This window comes from Pseudonocardia sp. ICBG1293 (genome assembly GCF_020131355.1).
Taxonomy (GTDB): domain Bacteria; phylum Actinomycetota; class Actinomycetes; order Mycobacteriales; family Pseudonocardiaceae; genus Pseudonocardia.
The window spans coordinates 40,931-57,275 of sequence record NZ_JAHLEL010000060.1 but is presented as its reverse complement, the minus strand read 5'-3'; the positions used below and the strand labels follow the sequence as shown (position 1 = coordinate 57,275).

Below are 16,345 nucleotides of genomic sequence, written 5' to 3'. Positions count from 1 at the left end.
GTAGGGAAGATCGGTCCGTCCAAAGAGCGCCTGGTGTCATGGATGTATGCGATTAGTGCGTACCGATATCGACTCGGCAGCGTACGTGTGGCAAGAGCTGAGTGGGGCTGGAACGAATGTAGAGCTATTGGTGGCGGCGCATGATTCGTGGTGCGGGTCGGGCTGCGGCAGGGGATTCGAGTGCAGATTCGTGCACTACTCTCGAGTGTCTCCAGCTCCTGTAGGTCGTGGTTCAGCGACTTGTAGCTATACTCGTCGTACCTCTGAATTGTTCGGGCTGCTGGGAGGTGGTGGCTACCGTCGGGGGTATTTCACAGGATCATCAGAAGAACTTGTGGGGCCTCGTTGAGGGCATTCTCTCGGAAGTGCAATCTGCATCACGCGAGTTGTGTTATTCGGATTGGTCGCATAAGGAGACTGAGTCGGCGGCCGAGTTGTGTAGGTATGCGGGGCGGGACACTCTTCAATGGATGGCCTCGGGCTATGACCGCGGGTTCTACTCCGGCAAGCACAAGTGCCACGGGCTGAACGTCCCGGTCATCGCCGACCCCGCCGGCCGGCTGGTGTGGATCTCCCCGCCGCTTCCCGGAGCCCGCCACGACATGGGCGCGTCCCGTGAGCACGGCATCATCGACGCCCTGACCGAGCACCGGATCCCGGCAGCGGCAGACACCGCCTACCAGGGATCCGGGCCCACGGTGGCGGTCCCACAACGGCGTCGGCGCCTCGATCCTGATAGCGGGCGGATGCGCCCGCTATCGCAAGCGCAGAAGGACGTCAACGCCGCCCATGCCCGTCGCCGCGGACCGGGCGAGCGGGTCAACGCCGAGCTGAAGAACTGGAAGACCCTCCGCAAGATCCGCTCCAGCCCGAACCGGGCCGGACAGCTCATCGCCGCAGTTCAGACCCTCATGATCGCCAACACCTGACCAGGTTGGCAAAGGCTCACTGGCTCACACCCACCGCGGCTGGTCGGCGGGACACGGACGCTATCGCTGAGAGCGTGTTTGGAAATGGTGGGCATGTCGGGATGCCTGGCCCTGCGGGGGTGGTCCATCGTGTCTGTCGTGCAGGAACGACCGCGTCGGTACCCCTCGGACACCAGTGATGCCCAGTGGGTGGTGATCGAGCCGTTGTTGCCGCCGATCGCCCGTCGGGGTCGTCGGATCGCTCATGCGCGTCGGGACGTGCTGGACGCGATCTTGTATGTGGTGCGTACCGGGTGTGCCTGGCGGGCGTTACCGGTGGACTTCCCGCCCTGGCAGACCGTCTACTGGTACTTCAACCAGTGGGAACAGCAGAAGGTCACCGAGAAGATCCTCCCGATCGTGCGCAGTCAGCTACGCATCGCCGAGGGTCGGGATCCGGAGCCGAGCGCCGGGATCATCGACTCCCAGTCCGTGCGTGGCGCCGACACCGCCGACACCGTCGGCGACGATTCCCGCGGCTATGACGCCGGGAAGAAAATCAACGGCCGGAAACGGTTCATCATCACCGACACCCTCGGGCTACTGCTGGTCACCATGGTGTTCCCTGCCAGCACGCAGGACCGCGACGGCGCCACCTCGGTCCTGCTCGCTCTCTACCTACAAACCCGGGTCCGGCACGTCTTCGCCGACGCCGGGTTCACCGGCCGCCTGATCAGCTGGGCGCACACCCTGCTGCGTACCCGTCTCGAGATCGTCCGCAAAACGGCAGGCCAACGCGGCTTCGTCGTCATCCCCCGACGCTGGGCGGTCGAACGCACCTTCGCCTGGCTCACCGCCCACCGCCGCCTCGCCCGCGACTACGAACGCCACCGCACCACCTCCGAAGCGATGATCCGCTGGGCAGCGATCACCACGATCACCCGCCGCATCGCCCGCGGACACCCCGCCACCCGCCAACAGAAGTACACGCCACCCTCAACCCACTAGAATTTCCAAACACGCTCTGAGGAGGTTCGGCCCGCAGTTCGGTTCTTTTGTGGTGTTTTTCTGGGTGTGTCGGGATTATCTCGGCGGCCGTTTTTCGTAGTTGGTCTTGACTGATTGGGGGGGTGTTTGTATGCGACCGTGAGAACGAAAGAGTTCGGGTGGCGTGTTATCGGAACTGTGTTGGTCGTGGTTGTTTCGATGGGTTCGATTGGTGGACTCGCTTTTGCAGAACAGTCAGTTGACACGTCTAAAGGTTCGCCGGCGGCGATTTCTCGTGCGGGACGTGATAGTATTATCGGAGGCGAGTTAGCGCGCCGCTTGGAGCAGGCAGGATATGTCAAGGGTGCTGAAGTTCGGACGACCCAGGGAACGGCGCACGAGTACACGCTTAAGAGTTCTTCGTACACGATTTTGTATCTCGTCCCAGCGGATCTAGGAAAGATCGTCCTGGATCCGGAAGAGAGCGTGGGAGACCGGAAGGTGAACGTCGGATGGGATAATGGCCCGCGCTTGTACATGACAGGAACTGATTTCTGGAACCTCGGCAAGGCTGGCCTTCAGGAACTGTGTGGGAAACTTCCGTGGGGATCGAGGACGTGTGGGAATGCGGTAGAGCGTATCTTGAATGACAATCTCACTGGGCCGGGCCGCATTCTTAGAGGTCATTTCAGAACGAGGTCGACGTGTCTGTTGTAGACGACAAGCGGCTATCTGACCTGCCGTTTGATCTGTCGTCGAGGGGTCAATGGAAACTCGACAAGTCGTTCTGAAACGACCTCTTAATGATGGTCGGTGTTGGGATCTGAGTCAGACGCTCAACATCGGATGGCGCCCCGCACCGCCCGAGAAGTGTAAATGAATCAGTTTCGGAAGATCGGTGGGTTAGCTGCTGCAGCGCTCGGCGGGCTGAGTTACACGTGGTGTGCTGGCGCGGAGCATGTGGCGCAGAATCGCCCGATTCCGGTCTTCAGTGCGCTTCCGCTTGGCCTGCTGGTGTGGTTGGCGATCTGCTTTCTTCTAGCGTCTGAGAAGAAGAAGTTGATTGCGTGGTGGATTCTAGTGTCGGGTGGCATGTGCACGGCGGGCGGTGTCGGAATCTTGCTGACTGGTCTCTCTGAGGACGGTGTCACGCCGTTCATAGCTGTGCTGCTGTTTGCTCATCTCCTCATCATGTTGCGGAACGTCAGGCGGTTGGAGTCGCGGCTGTTGTAGGCAGTTGGCCCGGTTCACCTGCGCTGGATCACCTCAACCGCCTGCTTCGCAGTCGGCTGGTTGAGGTGTCCGGCGGGCCCAGCTGTCAACGGATCCTGAAGATTGACCCCCCTGGGGATCGGCAAGTTTGACCCCTCGGTTGGTCTGTCAGTCCCGGTCGGCGCGGTTCTGTTTGGCCAGCAGCTCGCGGCGCTGGCGGGTCCGGTAGGAGTCTCCGGTCAAGGTCAGAACCTCGGCGTGGTGAACCAGACGGTCGATCATGGCTGCGGCGACGACATCGTCGGAGAAGGTCTCGCCCCAGCGTCCGAAGGGCAGGTTCGAGGTGACCATCACAGAGCCCTGCTCGTAGCGGGAGGCAATGAGCTGGAAGAACAGGTTCGCCGCGTCCTGGTCGAAGGGGATGTAGCCGACCTCGTCGATGATGATCAGCTTGTAGCGGCGGATCTTCTTCAGCTCGGCCTCCAGCCGTCCGGCCTGGTGGGCGTCGGTGAGGCGGGTGATCCAGTTGTTCGCGGTGTCGAAGAGCACCGAGTAGCCGGCGTGGGCGGCTTTGACCCCGAGCCCGATCGCGAGATGGGTCTTCCCGAGCCCGGGTGGGCCGAGCAGGATCACGTTCTCAGCCTTGGCCACGAACGTCCCGGTCGCCAAGTGCGCCAGCACATCTCGACGCAGCGAGGGCAGGTGGTCGAGGTTGAAATCCTCGAGAGTCTTCACGGCTGGGAAATGCGCGGTCCGGATCCGCATCGTGGTGCCGGCGGACTCGCGTTCGGCGACCTGGCGTTGCAGGACCGCAGCCAGATACTCCTCGTGCGACCAGGTCTCGTCGCGGGCCTGCTCAGCGAGCTCAGCCCAGCAGCGCCCGATCGTCGGGGTCTTCAGCACCCGGGTCAGGTAGGCCAGCATCGAGGGCAACCCCTCGCTCGGCGCAGTCCCGGTCGTGGTGGCGGTCATGGGTTGCTCGCTTCCGCTGCGGGCGCGGCCGTGGGGTCGGCCGGGCTGGTGGGGGTGAAGTCGACGCCGAACAGGGCGTCGTAGTCGGGCAGGGCCCGGATCGCGACGGCGTGGCCATCGTTGTGGCGGCGCGTCCCGGACTGCTGGGACCGCTGCTGGGCGCGGCGTTGTTCAGCCAGTGCGTGGCGCATGTCGGCGGCGGTGGCGACGTGGGCCGGGTCGGTGATCACCAGGTGGCGGCCCCAGCTGCGGTCGTGGCTGGCGACTCGCTCGTTGCCGCAGAACACCTCGACCGCAGTGGGTGATGCGGCGACCTCGACGAAGCGGCCGATCATCCGCGGATCGACGGAGTAGTCGTTGGCGTCGACGCGCACGTAGTAGTCACGGGCCAGCCGGATCCGGTGGGTCAGACCGACCTGTGGAGCCACCGGCGGCAGGACGATCATCGCCTGGCGGTCGACCTCGAGCAGGTCCACCGGCCGGCCATGGATGGCGCGGACGGTGCGCGTGTTCGCCCTGGTCACCAGCCACTCGGCGAGCTGGTCGTTGAAGTCGGCTGGGGAGGCGAACTCGCGTCCGGGCAGGAACGAGGTCTCGAAGAACCCGTTGTTGCGCTCCACCATGCCCTTGAACTCGGGGTCCTTCGGCGGAGCCAACCGGATCCTCGTGGCCAGAGTTCCGGCGAACCCGGCGGCCGGGGCCGAGACCTTCCCGGTGCCGCCGATCGCCGATTCCCGGTCCCAGACCAGCGTCTTCGGGACACGGCCCAGGGCAGCGATCAGCTGCCACATCCCGGACAGGATGTCACCGCCCTGGCGCGACGGGATCATCGTCGCCGACAGAAACCGGGAGAACGCCAAGGTTGAGCTTCCCCCGGTTTGCCGGAGTGCGGGTTACCTGTCGGCGTCGCGCTGGGCGCGACGATAGTCGTCTTCGTACTCGTCGGGTGAGAGCCCTCCGAGGCGGGCCTGGATCCGGCGCGGGTTGTACCAGCCGTCGAGGTAGCGGATCAGCGCATGCTCGGCCTCGCAGCGGGTCGCGAAGCCCGTCCCGGGCCAGTAGAGCAGCTCGATCTTGAGCGTGGACCACAGGTTCTCGGCGAGGGCGTTGTCATAGCTGTCCCCTGTGGACCCTGTCGACGGGGCGACACCCGCGTCGACCAGGCGCTGAGTGAATCGCAGTGCCGTGTATTGGGCCCCCTTGTCGCTGTGAAAGATCAACTGACCGGGACGCAGGCTCCGGGAGCGCAGCGCGTGGTTGAGCGCGGTCAGCACCAGCACCGTCGTGGCTCGCGGGTCGGTGGCCCAGCCGACGACCCGGTTGGAGAACGCGTCCCGCACCGAGGCCAGCCACAACACGCCCTCACCGGTGACGATGCGAGTCAGGTCCGCCACCCACACCCGGTTGGGCGCGGTCGCGGTGAAGTCGCGTTCGAGCAGGTCCGGCGCCGGGCGGTGGGCCGGATTCTGCCGGGTCGAGCCGCCCTTCCAGCCGCGACGCAGGTGCGCGCCCTGAAGGCCGTGCTCGCGCATGATCCGAGCGACGCGCTTGCGCCCGACGTGCACGCCCTGGCGGCGCAGCTCCAGCCACACCCGCGGGGATCCGTAGGTGGTGGCGAACTCGCTCACCGAGCGGATCTTCACGATCTGCTCAAGCAGGACGGCGTCGTCGAGCTGCCGCTGAGAGGGGTTCGCGCGGCGGGCGCGCCAGTCGTAGTAGGTCGAGGCCGCGATGTTCAGGACCCGTAGTACGAGACCGGCGGGGAAATCATGGGCATCGACGAAGCTCATGATTTCCTCCGGGTCGGGCCGATCTCGCTGGCGAAATAGGCGCTCGCCGCGCGCAGGACCTCGTTGACCCGCCGCAGCTCAGCGTTCTCCCGCGCGAGCCGGCGGTTCTCGGCGAGCATGTCGGTCGACGGCCGATCATGGCGCTCGCCGGTGTCTGCCTCGGCCTGACGGACCCAGTTGCGCAGGGCCTCGTGATGCACCCCGAGCTGCTCGGCGAGCCCCCGGAACGTCGGGCGAGGGTCGGACTCCCGATACAGCCGAACCGCTCGTTCGCGCAGCTCATCGGGGTACTTTTTCGGTGCGGGCACCAGTGCCTTCCTTCCTGGCCCTCAAGATCGAACCAGTGTTCAGACACTCCGGCAAAGCGGGGGAACCTCAGGTCAGCACCAGCACCGGCAGGATCCGCGCCTGCCTTGCCGCGACCGGGATCAGGGTCTCGGGGAACCACAGGTCGCACTGGGCGATCTCGCCCGGCTCGTAGACGGTCCGGTCCGACGGATCGATCCCGACGTACTCGGGCCGGATCCGGGCCAACAGCTTCTTCAGCGGCCCCTCGGAGTAAGGCCAGCCGATCTTCTGCGCGATCACCGGCCCCGGCATCCTCGGCCACTGCACCAGCAGCGCCCGTACCTGCGGCTCGTAGGCATCAGCGACCGAGCCCCGCGACACGCGCTCGTACTTCGGTGGCCCCTCCGAGCGCAGCGCCGCCCGCACCGTGTTCCGGGCTACCCCGAGCCGGCGGGCGATTTCCTTGATCGGGACACCCTCGGCCCGATGCAGACGACGGATCTCCGCCCAGTCCTCCACGTGCAGCACCTCCCCAGCGTTGGGAGGGGTCACGATTCCCGGAACGCCAGGGGGTCAGATTTCAGGATCCGTCGACACCAGCGGTATGCAAGTCGATCCGGACGACAGCCCGGCTTTGGCGGGTGAGGACCGGAAGCGGCGCGGCAGCTCCTCGTCCTCGGGGTGCCGGTTCGGTTGGTGCGGATGTCGCTGGCTGCCGGAGGTCATCGGTGGATGCGTGGGTCCTTTGGCTGTTGATCTTGGGTTGCCTGCGTCCATGGGCGGTCTTCTCGACAACCGAGCAGATCCATGCATCATCTGATGATCTTCGGTCCGGTGCGGGTCTCGTGTCCGGGCTGCGCGTCTCGGGCCCGACTTGGCTCAGATTAGAGGTCGTTTCAGAACGACTTGTCGAGTTTCCATTGACCCCTCGACGACAGATCAAACGGCAGGTCAGATAGCCGCTTGTCGTCTACAACAGACACGTCGACCTCGTTCTGAAATGACCTCTTAGAGCGTCCGGCGATTGATGGTTATCGGAGTCGACGGGTCGTGGGTCGGGTTGTCCAGCGGTAGCGGCTGCGGGCACGGTTGATCAGCCGGCGGATCACGGTGAGCGCGGCGGCGAGGTCGAGGTAGAACTCGACGATGATCTTCCGGCGATCGGTGAACCGGCGCAGCTTGCCGTAGCCGTTCATCCAGGAGTGCGTGCGCTCGATGGGCCACCGTCGTCCTGCCTGGATCGGAGCCGGGACCCCCGTGGTCGCGATCTCGCCGGTGAAGCCCAGGGTGTGCAGCAGAGTACGGGTCTTGCCGGAGTCATAGCCGCGGTCCAGGTGCACGGTCGGGAACAGATCACCACCGTGGGCGTCGCGGTGGCGGGGCAGCGGGCCGATCATCGTCACGATGCCGGTCAAGGTCGGTTCCAGCAGGGGCGAGTCATGGTCGTTGGCTCGCGCCGCGACCAGGTGCAGCGGGATGCCCTGGTCATCGCAGGCCACGGACCGTTTCGTGCCCTGCTTGCCGCGGCCGACAGGGCTGCGGCCGGCCACCTCGCCTCCGCCTGGTGCCTTGGTGATCGATCCGTCGACCGCCAGATCGTCAAGATCCAGGCCGAGTATCTGGTCGTAACCGGCCAGCGCGGTGCGGAGCAGTTCCTCGCTGACTCCCGCGGTGGCCCAGTCATCGAGACGGCGGCGGATGGTGCGGTCCGAGCAACCCGGCGTGGCGATGCGTTCGTAGCCACTACCGTGCACCAGAGCGGCAACGACGTGGTCGAACACGACCCGATCAGAGATCCGGCGACGGTGACAGCCCCACGGATGGGCCGGGTCGAACTCCGGGCGCCGCTCTGCCTCGATCAGGGCAGCGAACTCGACCCAGAGGGGGTCGATCAGCGATTCTGGCAATAGAGGCACGGACCCTCCAGGCGACCATCAGGACATCAGCAATCCCATGATCACTTGCAGGTCCGTGTCTCTACCAACACCGACACACGGCCACCTCTACTGCCGGACGCTCTAATAAGAGGTCGCGCGGATTGGTTGGTGATCATGGACGTCGTGCAGGTCGGGCGTTCCAGCGGTGTGTGGTCCAGGCCTGCCGAATCAAGCTACGGAGTGTGACGATCGTGTCGGCGAGGTCGAAGAACGCGTCGACGACGATTTCTCGTCGTTCGTAGCAGCGCTGCAGCCGGTTGAAGCTGTTGTGCCAAGCGTTGGTCCGCTCGACGTGCCAGCGGCGGGTGGCCTGGATCGGCGCTTTCTCACCCTTGTGCGCGATCTCGCCGTGCAGGCCTCGTTCGGCCAGCGTGTCGCGGGTCTTGCCGGAGTCATAGCCGGCGTCGAGGTGCACGGTGATGTCGTCGGGCAGCGGGCCGAGAGCATCGAGGCGGTCGAGGGTGGGGCCCAGTAGCGGGGAGTCGTGCCGGTTGGCTCCGGCCAGGACTCGGCCCAGCGGGATGCCGTATCCCTCGACGAGCACCGAACGTTTCATACCCTGTTTGCGCCGGTCCACCGGCGACGGACCGGCGACCTCGCCGCCGCCGGGGGCCTTGGTGATGGCGCCATCGACGGCGATGTCGTGCAGCAGCAGACCGACGATGCGGTCGTAGGCGTCCAGGACGATCCGACGCAGCTGGGCGAAGACCCCGAGCCTGATCCACTCGTCACGACGATCGCGGATGGTGGTCGCCGAGCAGGTGCTGTCAGCGATGCCCTCATACGAGCAGCCGAACCGCAGTACCTGCAGGAGCTTGTCGAACACGATCCGATCCGCGATCCGGCGGCGATGGCAGCCCAGCGGATGGGTGGGATCGAACTCGTCTCGATGAGGCAGCAGCGCGGTGAACTGGTCCCACAACGGCTCGGTCAGCCATGATGGCAGGGTGGGCACGCGGCCTCCAGACGATCACGAAGCGTAGATAACTTCATGATCGGCAGGCCCGTACCCGCCCTCGCCCCCAGACACTCGACCGCGGCCAAGCTGTGACCAATCCGCGCGACCTCTAAGCTTGATCTTTAACCTTCCGGAGCTGCTGCTGGGAGGTTGATGTAGTTCGGGCGGCGTGTCGGCGGGACATGGGTACGGCCACCGCTTGATCATCTTCGGGTTCCTTCCACAGAACATCGAAGACGAAAGCGGTGGCCGTGGTGGTCAGTGTGGCTTCTGCCGGGCCAGTGGTGCTCGGTGACACTCCGGTCGGGCGGGGTGATCTTGCCGGGTTTCGGCAGGAGTTCTACGCGTCGTTGACTGCGCGAGCGGATGCGCTGTTCGAGCTCACCGACGCCGTGTTGTGCGCGGACGGCCCGGTTCGCTCGCTACCGGAGCTGACCTTGGTGGCTGAGCACCGTCGCGGGCACGGCGCGATGTACGACGCGTTGGCCTGTGGCAGGATCTCCGCCCGGAGGCTGCGCCGGGTGCTGGCCGGTCTCCCGTTGCCCCGTGCCGTCGACGGTCGGATCGTGCTCGCCGTGGATGTCAGCCCGTGGCTGCGCCCGGACGCTACGACCAGCGATCAGCGGCTGTTCTGCCATGTCTACGGACGCGGAAAGGGCAACGCGCAGCTGATCCCGGGCTGGCCATACTCGTTCGTCGCCGCCCTGGAGACGGGCCGGACGTCGTGGACGGCGGTCCTGGACGCGGTTCGACTCGGCCCGGCCGACGACGCCACCGCGGTGACCGCCACCCAGCTACGCGCGGTCATCGAGCGACTGACCAGCGCCGGGCACTGGCGCCCCGGGGACCCGGACATCGTGATCGTCACCGACACCGGATACGACATCACCCGCCTCGCCTACGTACTGGCCGATCTGCCCGTCGAGCTGGTCGGACGACTGCGCTCGGACCGGGTCCTGCGCCTGCCCAAGCCGCCACGGCTGCCCGGCACGACCGGGCGCCCACCCAAGCACGGCCCGGAGATCGCCTTGAACCGGCCCGCCACCTGGATCGAACCGGTGCACACCACGACGACCAAGACCACCCGCTACGGCACTGCCGTCGCGACCAGCTGGGACCGGGTCCACCCCCGGCTGACCCGGCGCACGTGCTGGATCGACCACGCCGGCGAACTGCCGATCATCGAGGGCACCCTGCTCCGGCTGCAGGTCGACCACCTACCCGGCGACCGCGACCCGAAGCCCGTGTGGCTATGGAGCTCCGCCACCGACGCGAGCGCCGCCGACGTGGACCGCTGGTGGCAGGCGTTCCTCCGCAGATTCGATCTCGAGCACACATTCCGCCTGCTCAAGCAGACCCTCGGCTGGACAACCCCGAAGCTGCGCACCCCCGAAGCCGCCGACCGCTGGACCTGGCTGATCATCGCCTCCCACACCCAACTCCGCCTGGCCCGACCACTGGCCGCCGACCTACGCCGCCCCTGGGAACGACCCGCCGCCCCCACCCGGCTCACCCCGGCCCGGGTTCGCCGCGCCTTTCGGAACATCCGCGCGCGGACCGTCCTCCCGGCCAGTGCACCGAAACCCAGCCGACCCGGTCCCGGCCGCCCACCCGGCTCCCGCAACCGGCACACCCCGACCAGCCACGACGTCGGGAAAACGGTCAAACGCGACCGCACCATCACCGCGCGACGACAACACACAGGTTAAAAACCAAGCTAAGAGGTCGTTTCAGAAGTCGGCGTGTCGGTCCTGTGTGGATCGGCGCTGGTAGCTGATCATGTCCGGTCGTGGCGCGGCGATCTTGTGTCGAGCGATTGGTGAGCGACGAGCTGTGGGCGCTGGTGGAGCCGCTGCTGCCCAAGCCGCGCAAGCACAAGCGGGGACGGACAGGCCGTCCGCGGGTGCCGGATCGGGCCGCTCTGGCCGGGATCGTGTTCGTGCTCAAGACCGGGATCAGCTGGAACGCGCTGCCCGCCGAGCTCGGCTGTGGGTCCGGAGTGACCTGCTGGCGGCGGCTACGGCAGTGGCAGCAGGCCGGGGTCTGGGCCCAGCTGCACCGGGTGATGCTCGACCGCCTCGCCCAGCAGGGCCTGCTGGACTGGTCGCGGGCGGCGGTGGACAGCGTGAGCGTGCGGGCCAAGCGCCGCGGCGAGGCCACCGGGCCCTCGCCGACCGATCGCGGGAAGGCGGGCAGCAAGTACCACGTGCTCTGCGACCGAGGCGGGCTCCCGCTGCATGCGCTGGTCACCGGGGCGAACACCCACGACAGTCGGATGCTCGCCCCGCTGCTGGACACCAACCCCGGCGTCCGCGAACGGGCGGGACAGCCGGGGCGTCCGCGACGTCGGCCGGACAAGGTGCACGCCGACAAGGGCTACGACTATCCCCGCTGCCGCCGCTACCTGAGTGGGCGTGGGATCGGGGTGCGGATCGCCCGGCGCGGGATCGAGGACTCCACCCGGCTCGGGCGGGTCCGCTGGGTCGTCGAGCGCACCATGTCCTGGCTGCTGGACTTCCGCCGCCTCGCGCTGCGCTACGACCGCGCCGAATCCACGATCACCGCGCTGTTATCGCTGGCCTGCGCCCTGATCTGCCACCGCCGCCTCACCAAGCCGAAGCCGAAGTGATGGTCGACCCAGCCCTCGCTGAGGCACTCGCCTACGAGGTCGGGGCCAGCGGCCGCCAGGCCAGCCACTCCAAGGCCCGGTCGGCCTCGTCAGGGTCGAAGCGGTGCGGGTCGAACGGCCCGCCCGCCCACTCCAGGCGCTCGGCGCGGTCGGGATGGTCAGGGTCGGCGAGCACGGCCTGGAAGTCCTCATACCCCCGATCCCGCCGACGTCCTCGGGCGGGCACGCCCCCTGCCCGGCGACGCATCGCGGATAGCACACTCCCGGCTCGACGGCCGCGACCGCCTCGACGGTGATCTCGTGGGCCCAGTTGTCACCGAAGTCGTAGACGTAACCGAACCGGTCACCAGCCTTGACCAGCCGAAACAGCTTCTCTTTCGTCTCGTCGGCGACATCCTGTCCGGGCCAGTCCGGGTCTGGGATCCCGTAGCGGCGCCCGACGATCTCGAACTCGTGCAGATGAGAGTTCGTCCAGCCCATCACTGACTGCACCACCTCGTGCAACACCGCCAAGTCGACCTCGCCCGGCACCTGCACCCGACGCCGGACCGCCGGCACCACCTCGGTCAGGACGATCTCCAACTCGAAAATCTTCGTCTTCTCAGACACACGAGGCGCGACCATCAGCCGATGCTGCCAGCCCCGCCGTCACCGGCAGAACCGGGCCCACCACTTCTGAAACGACGTCTAAATGACCTGGTCACGACGCTTGTCGGTGTGCCCGGCGGGCCAGGGCTGGGTCAGCAACAGCTTGTCAGGAACCGCCTGGTCGGGATGTCGGCGATGCCAGTCGGCGATCACGTAGGGGACCTGCGAGATTTTCGCGCCCAGGACGAACGACAGGCCTGCGGCCTCGATCGCGCGCCGGTTGCCCTCGGAGACCATGCCGGCGTCGGCGACCACGGTGACGTCGTCGAGCTGGTGGGCGGTCATGAACGCCCGCAACGTGGGCAGCATGGTCGCGGTCTCGGCGCGGTTGCCCTCGAACGCCTCGATCATCAGCGGGAACCCGGAGGCATCGGTCAGCAGCCCGATGGTGATCTGCGGCTGGAGGCGGCGTTCCTTGGAGAAGCCGGGTTCGCGGAACCCATCACCGGGGTCGGCCTCGAAGTAGAGCGTCGAGACGTCGTAGAGCACCAACGACGCCGGCCCCAGCGCCGCATGCGCGGCGCAGGCCGCGGCCAGCCCACGCCGCCAGCTGTCGTCGGCATAGCGCTGCAAACGGCGTTTCACCGTGGCATAGGAGACGGTCTCGACACCCGCCTCGGCCAGGACACGCAGGCTGTCGAGCTTGCTGGTCGCCTCGATGATCCGCGCCAGCACCAGGTGACAGAACACCTCATCGCCGCTGGTCGCAACGTCAAAACCGAGCTGGCCGTAGGCCGCGTTGAGCGCGTCCCACAGCGGAGTCATCCGCGAGGAGGCGATCGGCAACGGCCCCGATCCACTCGCCGCCGCCACAGCAGCACCGGCCTCGCCCAGGTCGAGTTCCAGCTCGCCCTGTCCACCGGCCAGGCGCTGGCGGGCCGCAGCCTTGAGCGCTTCGACCGCGTCCGGGTCGTGGGCGGAGCCCAGGTGCTCGATATCGCGGGAGCCAGCCCGTGAGCCGTGCACGATCTGGACCGCAGTCGCTCCCGACCCGGTCCGCACCGTGCGCACGTACGCCACAGACCCGAGCCTACGAACCCTCGTTTAGAGGTCGTTTCAGAACGACTTGTCGAGTTTCCATTGACCCCTCGACGACAGATCAAACGGCAGGTCAGATAGCCGCTTGTCGTCTACAACAGACACGTCGACCTCGTTCTGAAATGACCTCTTAGTGCGCACTTCCCGCCGCTACCGCAGCAGGACCCGCAGGTCACAGCGTCACCCACAGCTCAGAGGCCGAACCGTGAGCCAAGTCGGGCCCCGAACCCCGGCAGACTCCGGACAGGGATCCGGTTCTTTCGGCCCTGTCCATCATCTGCCACAAGGGATACCTGACCCCCCAGGAATAGCAAGGGACACCCCACCCTTGCTATTCCTGGGCCGCCAGGTCTGGCTACGCCCAGATGACGGACAGGGCCGAAAGAACCTCTAACACAGGACCGCTACACACAAACAGGGCGGACCCCCACCGGGGGTCCGCCCTGTCTCACCGAGAGAACGACTAGTAGCTGTCTCGCTCGAAACTCTCCACCCGCCCAGCCATCAGTTCATCCATGCACATGGATCGCAGCGTTTGACCAATACTGGTCCATTACCGCAGCCCTGCCGCACCCCTCTAGGACCAATGCACCACCTACTCCATCACCGAGCATCCCATCATCTGGGCAAAGCTGATTGTTTCTCCACGACTTCACTTTTCCACCGAAACCATAATCGTCCAACCTGTGCCACCGTTCGTCACTGAATATCAAACGACGGCCATTACCGCCGGTCGACCCGTACAAACACAACCAGCCCCATGCGCAATCGAATGCTCCTCCTTGGTACTCCTGAGGCGTTCGTTGCCCGCTATGCGCATCCGCTGCTGCGTTTGCCTCAGCATTGCTGGAGAAACACTCGAAATTCTTTGGCGCGTACACTACGCAAGACTGCCCACCCTCTTCTTTCCCACTATCCGCCGCAGCTGCCGGTCCAGCAACAGCTAGCAGGACTCCCACAGCCACCAATAGTCCACCTAGCACCTGTCTCTTCATGATCTACGCCCACTCTCCTTCCTTGAGCCATTCGCTCGGCAAACGCTTTGACGCATTCAGAATCTCCAGTCCTATCGCATAACCTTTCCCTTCGTCCCCCAAATCCAGTGCCCCATACATGACGCCTTGTCGATCCTCCACTAAAGCTGTTCGAACTCGACGCGCATCATCAGTGGAAAGACTTTTAAAACGAAGGTAGGCCACGTCGCCAACCTCATCCAGTTCCAGCATCACCGACACTTCTCTCCTAATAATCACTTCAGGCTCAGATCACCGGATGGACTGTGACGATCCAGGCATTCTGGTTGATCACCACAGCAAATGGAGTATCTGCTTCCATAATCTTCCAGGTTCCGTCTCCTTGATCAACCCCTTCTGGGCCGAAACGAACCAGCGCAGTGACCTCTTTTTCTCCAATATCGCGTTCGCTCATACGTAGCTTCGCATGGATGGCGTACCCCGAAATGTGGCGTGGCCGGTTGGCAAACTTCTCTGCTGCAAATCCCCAAGAAAGCAAGTTTCCTTGAACGGAAGATTTCAGGTCTGAAGCTATCGCAGGCGACGAACTTGTCCCTAGTCCTGCCATAAACAACAGTACTGCCACAAGAGTTACTTGAAGAAATCGTGTCATTAACGAAGTAGATCATGGAGAACGGACACTCACAAGGCTCCTGCCGGAGGGAGGGCAGCTTTCCTGCCTGCCGAAGGGAGCCCCGTTACCTTCTTGATCAAGCCCGGTGAGGGCTTGTAGGCCACCGGCCACGGCATGACTTATCGCCCCTGTCGTTGATGATCTGGGGGGGTGTTGTCACCGTGGTCGGCGGGCGCCAACGACCGCTGATAGAGACCTGACCCGCTCGCGCGGTCTGCTCGTAACGTGGCGGCCGGCGCGGGTGTCCAGGTCGGCCTGCGGCGACGAGCGAGGAGACCTTCTTGTCGGAATCCGACAACACCGGCTTCGAGGTGTTCTGCGGCCTGGACGTGGGAAAGTCGGTGCACCACGCCTGCGCGTTGGACCGGGCTGGGAAGCGGCTGCACGACAAGCCGTTGCCCAACGACGAGGCCGCGCTGACCGAGGTCTTCACACGCCTCACCGAGCACGGCCGGACGCTGGTCGTGGTCGACCAGCCTGCCTCGATCGGTGCGCTGGCCGTCGCGGCGGCCCGCTCGCTGGGCATCGAGGTGGCCTACCTGCCCGGGCTGGCGATGCGCCGCATCGCCGACCTGCACCCCGGCCAGGGCAAGACCGACGCCCGCGACGCCCACGTCATCGCCGACGCCGCCCGCACCGTGCCGCACACGCTGCGCCGGGTCGGCACCGACGACGAGACCCTCGCCGAGCTCACCGTCCTCGCCGGCTACGACGACGACCTCACCGCCCAGTCGACCCGGCTGACCAACCGGCTGCGCGACGCCCTGCTCCACGTCCACCCAGCCCTGGAACGCCTGCTCGGCCCCCGGCTCGACCGCGGCGGAGTGCTCGATCTGCTCGCCACCGCCCCGACACCGCAGGCCCTGCGCGACCTCGGCGAGGCCGTGATCGCCGCCGCCATGCGACCGCGTTCCCCGCGGCTGGCCAAAACACTGCCCGCCACGATCCCGGCCGCGCTCGACACCCAGACCGTCGTCGTCCCAGGCACCGCCGCGTTCGGGAGAGTGATCGCCGGGGTCGCCACGCAGCTGCGCGAGGTCCGCATCGAGCGAGACACCCTCGCCGCCGAGCTCGAGGACCTGCTGGAGACCCACCCTCTTGCCGGGGTCCTGACCTCGATGCCCGGTCTCGGGTTCAGGACCGCCTTGAAGATCCTCACGATCGTCGGAAACGGCGCTGCGTTCCCCACCGCCGGTCACCTCGCCGCTTACGCAGGCCTGGCCCCCGTGACACGCCGCTCGGGCAGCTCGATCAAGGGCGAGACCCGCTCCCAGCGCGGGAACCACGCCCTGAAATCGGCGCTGTTCTTGTCGGCATTCGTGCGGTTCCCC

Annotated in this window: 14 protein-coding genes and 5 pseudogenes; 6 read left to right on the top strand and 13 right to left on the bottom strand. The window is 65.9% G+C overall.

The window, feature by feature from the left end; translation table 11 throughout:
- Positions 1-287: 287 nt before the first annotated feature.
- The 3 genes from KPF47_RS34425 (at position 288) to KPF47_RS34415 (ending at position 3,128) form a co-directional block, all read left to right on the top strand.
- A complete protein-coding gene (locus tag KPF47_RS34425) occupies positions 288-929 on the top strand; it encodes a transposase family protein (protein ID WP_224392805.1) in 642 nt (213 codons plus the stop codon).
- An 84-nt stretch (positions 930-1,013) separates the two neighbouring features.
- Complete coding sequence (locus KPF47_RS34420) at positions 1,014-1,916, top strand: IS5 family transposase (protein ID WP_308015566.1); 903 nt, start codon at positions 1,014-1,016, stop codon at positions 1,914-1,916.
- Positions 1,917-2,771: 855 nt separating this feature from the next.
- Complete coding sequence (locus KPF47_RS34415) at positions 2,772-3,128, top strand: hypothetical protein (RefSeq protein ID WP_224392803.1); 357 nt, start codon at positions 2,772-2,774, stop codon at positions 3,126-3,128.
- Positions 3,129-3,275: 147 nt separating this feature from the next.
- Here the strand turns inward: KPF47_RS34415 and istB are convergent, their stop codons facing one another.
- From istB to KPF47_RS34380, 7 genes and pseudogenes are all read right to left on the bottom strand, one after another.
- A complete protein-coding gene (istB, locus tag KPF47_RS34410; protein WP_224388405.1) occupies positions 3,276-4,079 on the bottom strand; it encodes an IS21-like element helper ATPase IstB in 804 nt (267 codons plus the stop codon).
- Positions 4,076-4,942: pseudogene (locus tag KPF47_RS34405) on the bottom strand (IS21 family transposase); the annotation flags it as partial. The gene istB and the pseudogene KPF47_RS34405, both read right to left, overlap by 4 nt.
- Positions 4,943-4,972: 30 nt before the next feature.
- The gene (locus KPF47_RS34400; protein WP_224388541.1) at positions 4,973-5,869 is read right to left on the bottom strand and encodes an IS3 family transposase; all 897 of its coding nucleotides are present in this window, start codon (positions 5,867-5,869) and stop codon (positions 4,973-4,975) included.
- The gene (locus tag KPF47_RS34395; RefSeq protein WP_224388530.1) at positions 5,866-6,177 is read right to left on the bottom strand and encodes a transposase; all 312 of its coding nucleotides are present in this window, start codon (positions 6,175-6,177) and stop codon (positions 5,866-5,868) included. The genes KPF47_RS34400 and KPF47_RS34395 overlap by 4 nt, the downstream gene beginning before the upstream one ends.
- 70 nt (positions 6,178-6,247) lie before the next feature.
- Positions 6,248-6,685, bottom strand: a pseudogene (locus tag KPF47_RS34390) (helix-turn-helix domain-containing protein); the annotation flags it as partial.
- A 503-nt stretch (positions 6,686-7,188) separates the two neighbouring features.
- Positions 7,189-8,073 carry an IS5 family transposase gene (locus tag KPF47_RS34385; protein ID WP_224388607.1) on the bottom strand — a complete coding sequence of 295 codons (885 nt, stop codon included), beginning with the start codon at positions 8,071-8,073 and terminating at the stop codon, positions 7,189-7,191.
- Between the two features lie 133 nt (positions 8,074-8,206).
- On the bottom strand, positions 8,207-9,049 hold the full coding sequence (locus tag KPF47_RS34380; protein WP_224386276.1) for an IS5 family transposase: 843 nt from the start codon (positions 9,047-9,049) through the stop codon (positions 8,207-8,209).
- 287 nt (positions 9,050-9,336) lie between these two features.
- Between KPF47_RS34380 and KPF47_RS34375 the strand changes: the two genes are divergently transcribed.
- Together KPF47_RS34375 and KPF47_RS34370 are read left to right on the top strand one after the other, a co-directional pair.
- On the top strand, positions 9,337-10,761 hold the full coding sequence (locus KPF47_RS34375; RefSeq protein WP_224386384.1) for an NF041680 family putative transposase: 1,425 nt from the start codon (positions 9,337-9,339) through the stop codon (positions 10,759-10,761).
- An 80-nt stretch (positions 10,762-10,841) separates the two neighbouring features.
- Positions 10,842-11,681: an IS5 family transposase gene (locus KPF47_RS34370; protein WP_224386569.1), complete on the top strand. Its 840-nt coding sequence runs from the start codon at positions 10,842-10,844 to the stop codon at positions 11,679-11,681.
- A gap of 31 nt (positions 11,682-11,712) precedes the next feature.
- Here KPF47_RS34370 and KPF47_RS34365 read toward each other — a convergent pair.
- The 6 genes and pseudogenes from KPF47_RS34365 to KPF47_RS34345 all read right to left on the bottom strand — a co-directional run bounded on the left by KPF47_RS34365 (position 11,713) and on the right by KPF47_RS34345 (position 14,966).
- A pseudogene (locus tag KPF47_RS34365) lies at positions 11,713-12,305 on the bottom strand (plasmid pRiA4b ORF-3 family protein).
- 66 nt (positions 12,306-12,371) lie between these two features.
- A pseudogene (locus KPF47_RS34360) lies at positions 12,372-13,331 on the bottom strand (IS1634 family transposase); the annotation flags it as partial.
- 54 nt (positions 13,332-13,385) lie between these two features.
- Complete coding sequence (locus tag KPF47_RS39420) at positions 13,386-13,508, bottom strand: hypothetical protein (protein ID WP_255661514.1); 123 nt, start codon at positions 13,506-13,508, stop codon at positions 13,386-13,388.
- A gap of 368 nt (positions 13,509-13,876) precedes the next feature.
- Positions 13,877-14,362: a peptidase inhibitor family I36 protein gene (locus tag KPF47_RS41200; RefSeq protein WP_224392802.1), complete on the bottom strand. Its 486-nt coding sequence runs from the start codon at positions 14,360-14,362 to the stop codon at positions 13,877-13,879.
- A 3-nt stretch (positions 14,363-14,365) separates the two neighbouring features.
- Positions 14,366-14,596 carry a DUF2283 domain-containing protein gene (locus KPF47_RS34350; RefSeq protein ID WP_224392801.1) on the bottom strand — a complete coding sequence of 77 codons (231 nt, stop codon included), beginning with the start codon at positions 14,594-14,596 and terminating at the stop codon, positions 14,366-14,368.
- Positions 14,597-14,627: 31 nt separating this feature from the next.
- Positions 14,628-14,966, bottom strand: a complete 339-nt coding sequence (locus KPF47_RS34345; protein WP_224392800.1) for a DUF4258 domain-containing protein — start codon at positions 14,964-14,966, stop codon at positions 14,628-14,630.
- 359 nt (positions 14,967-15,325) lie between these two features.
- Here KPF47_RS34345 and KPF47_RS34340 point away from each other — a divergent pair.
- Positions 15,326-16,333: pseudogene (locus KPF47_RS34340) on the top strand (IS110 family transposase); the annotation flags it as partial.
- Between the last annotated feature and the right edge of the window lie 12 nt (positions 16,334-16,345).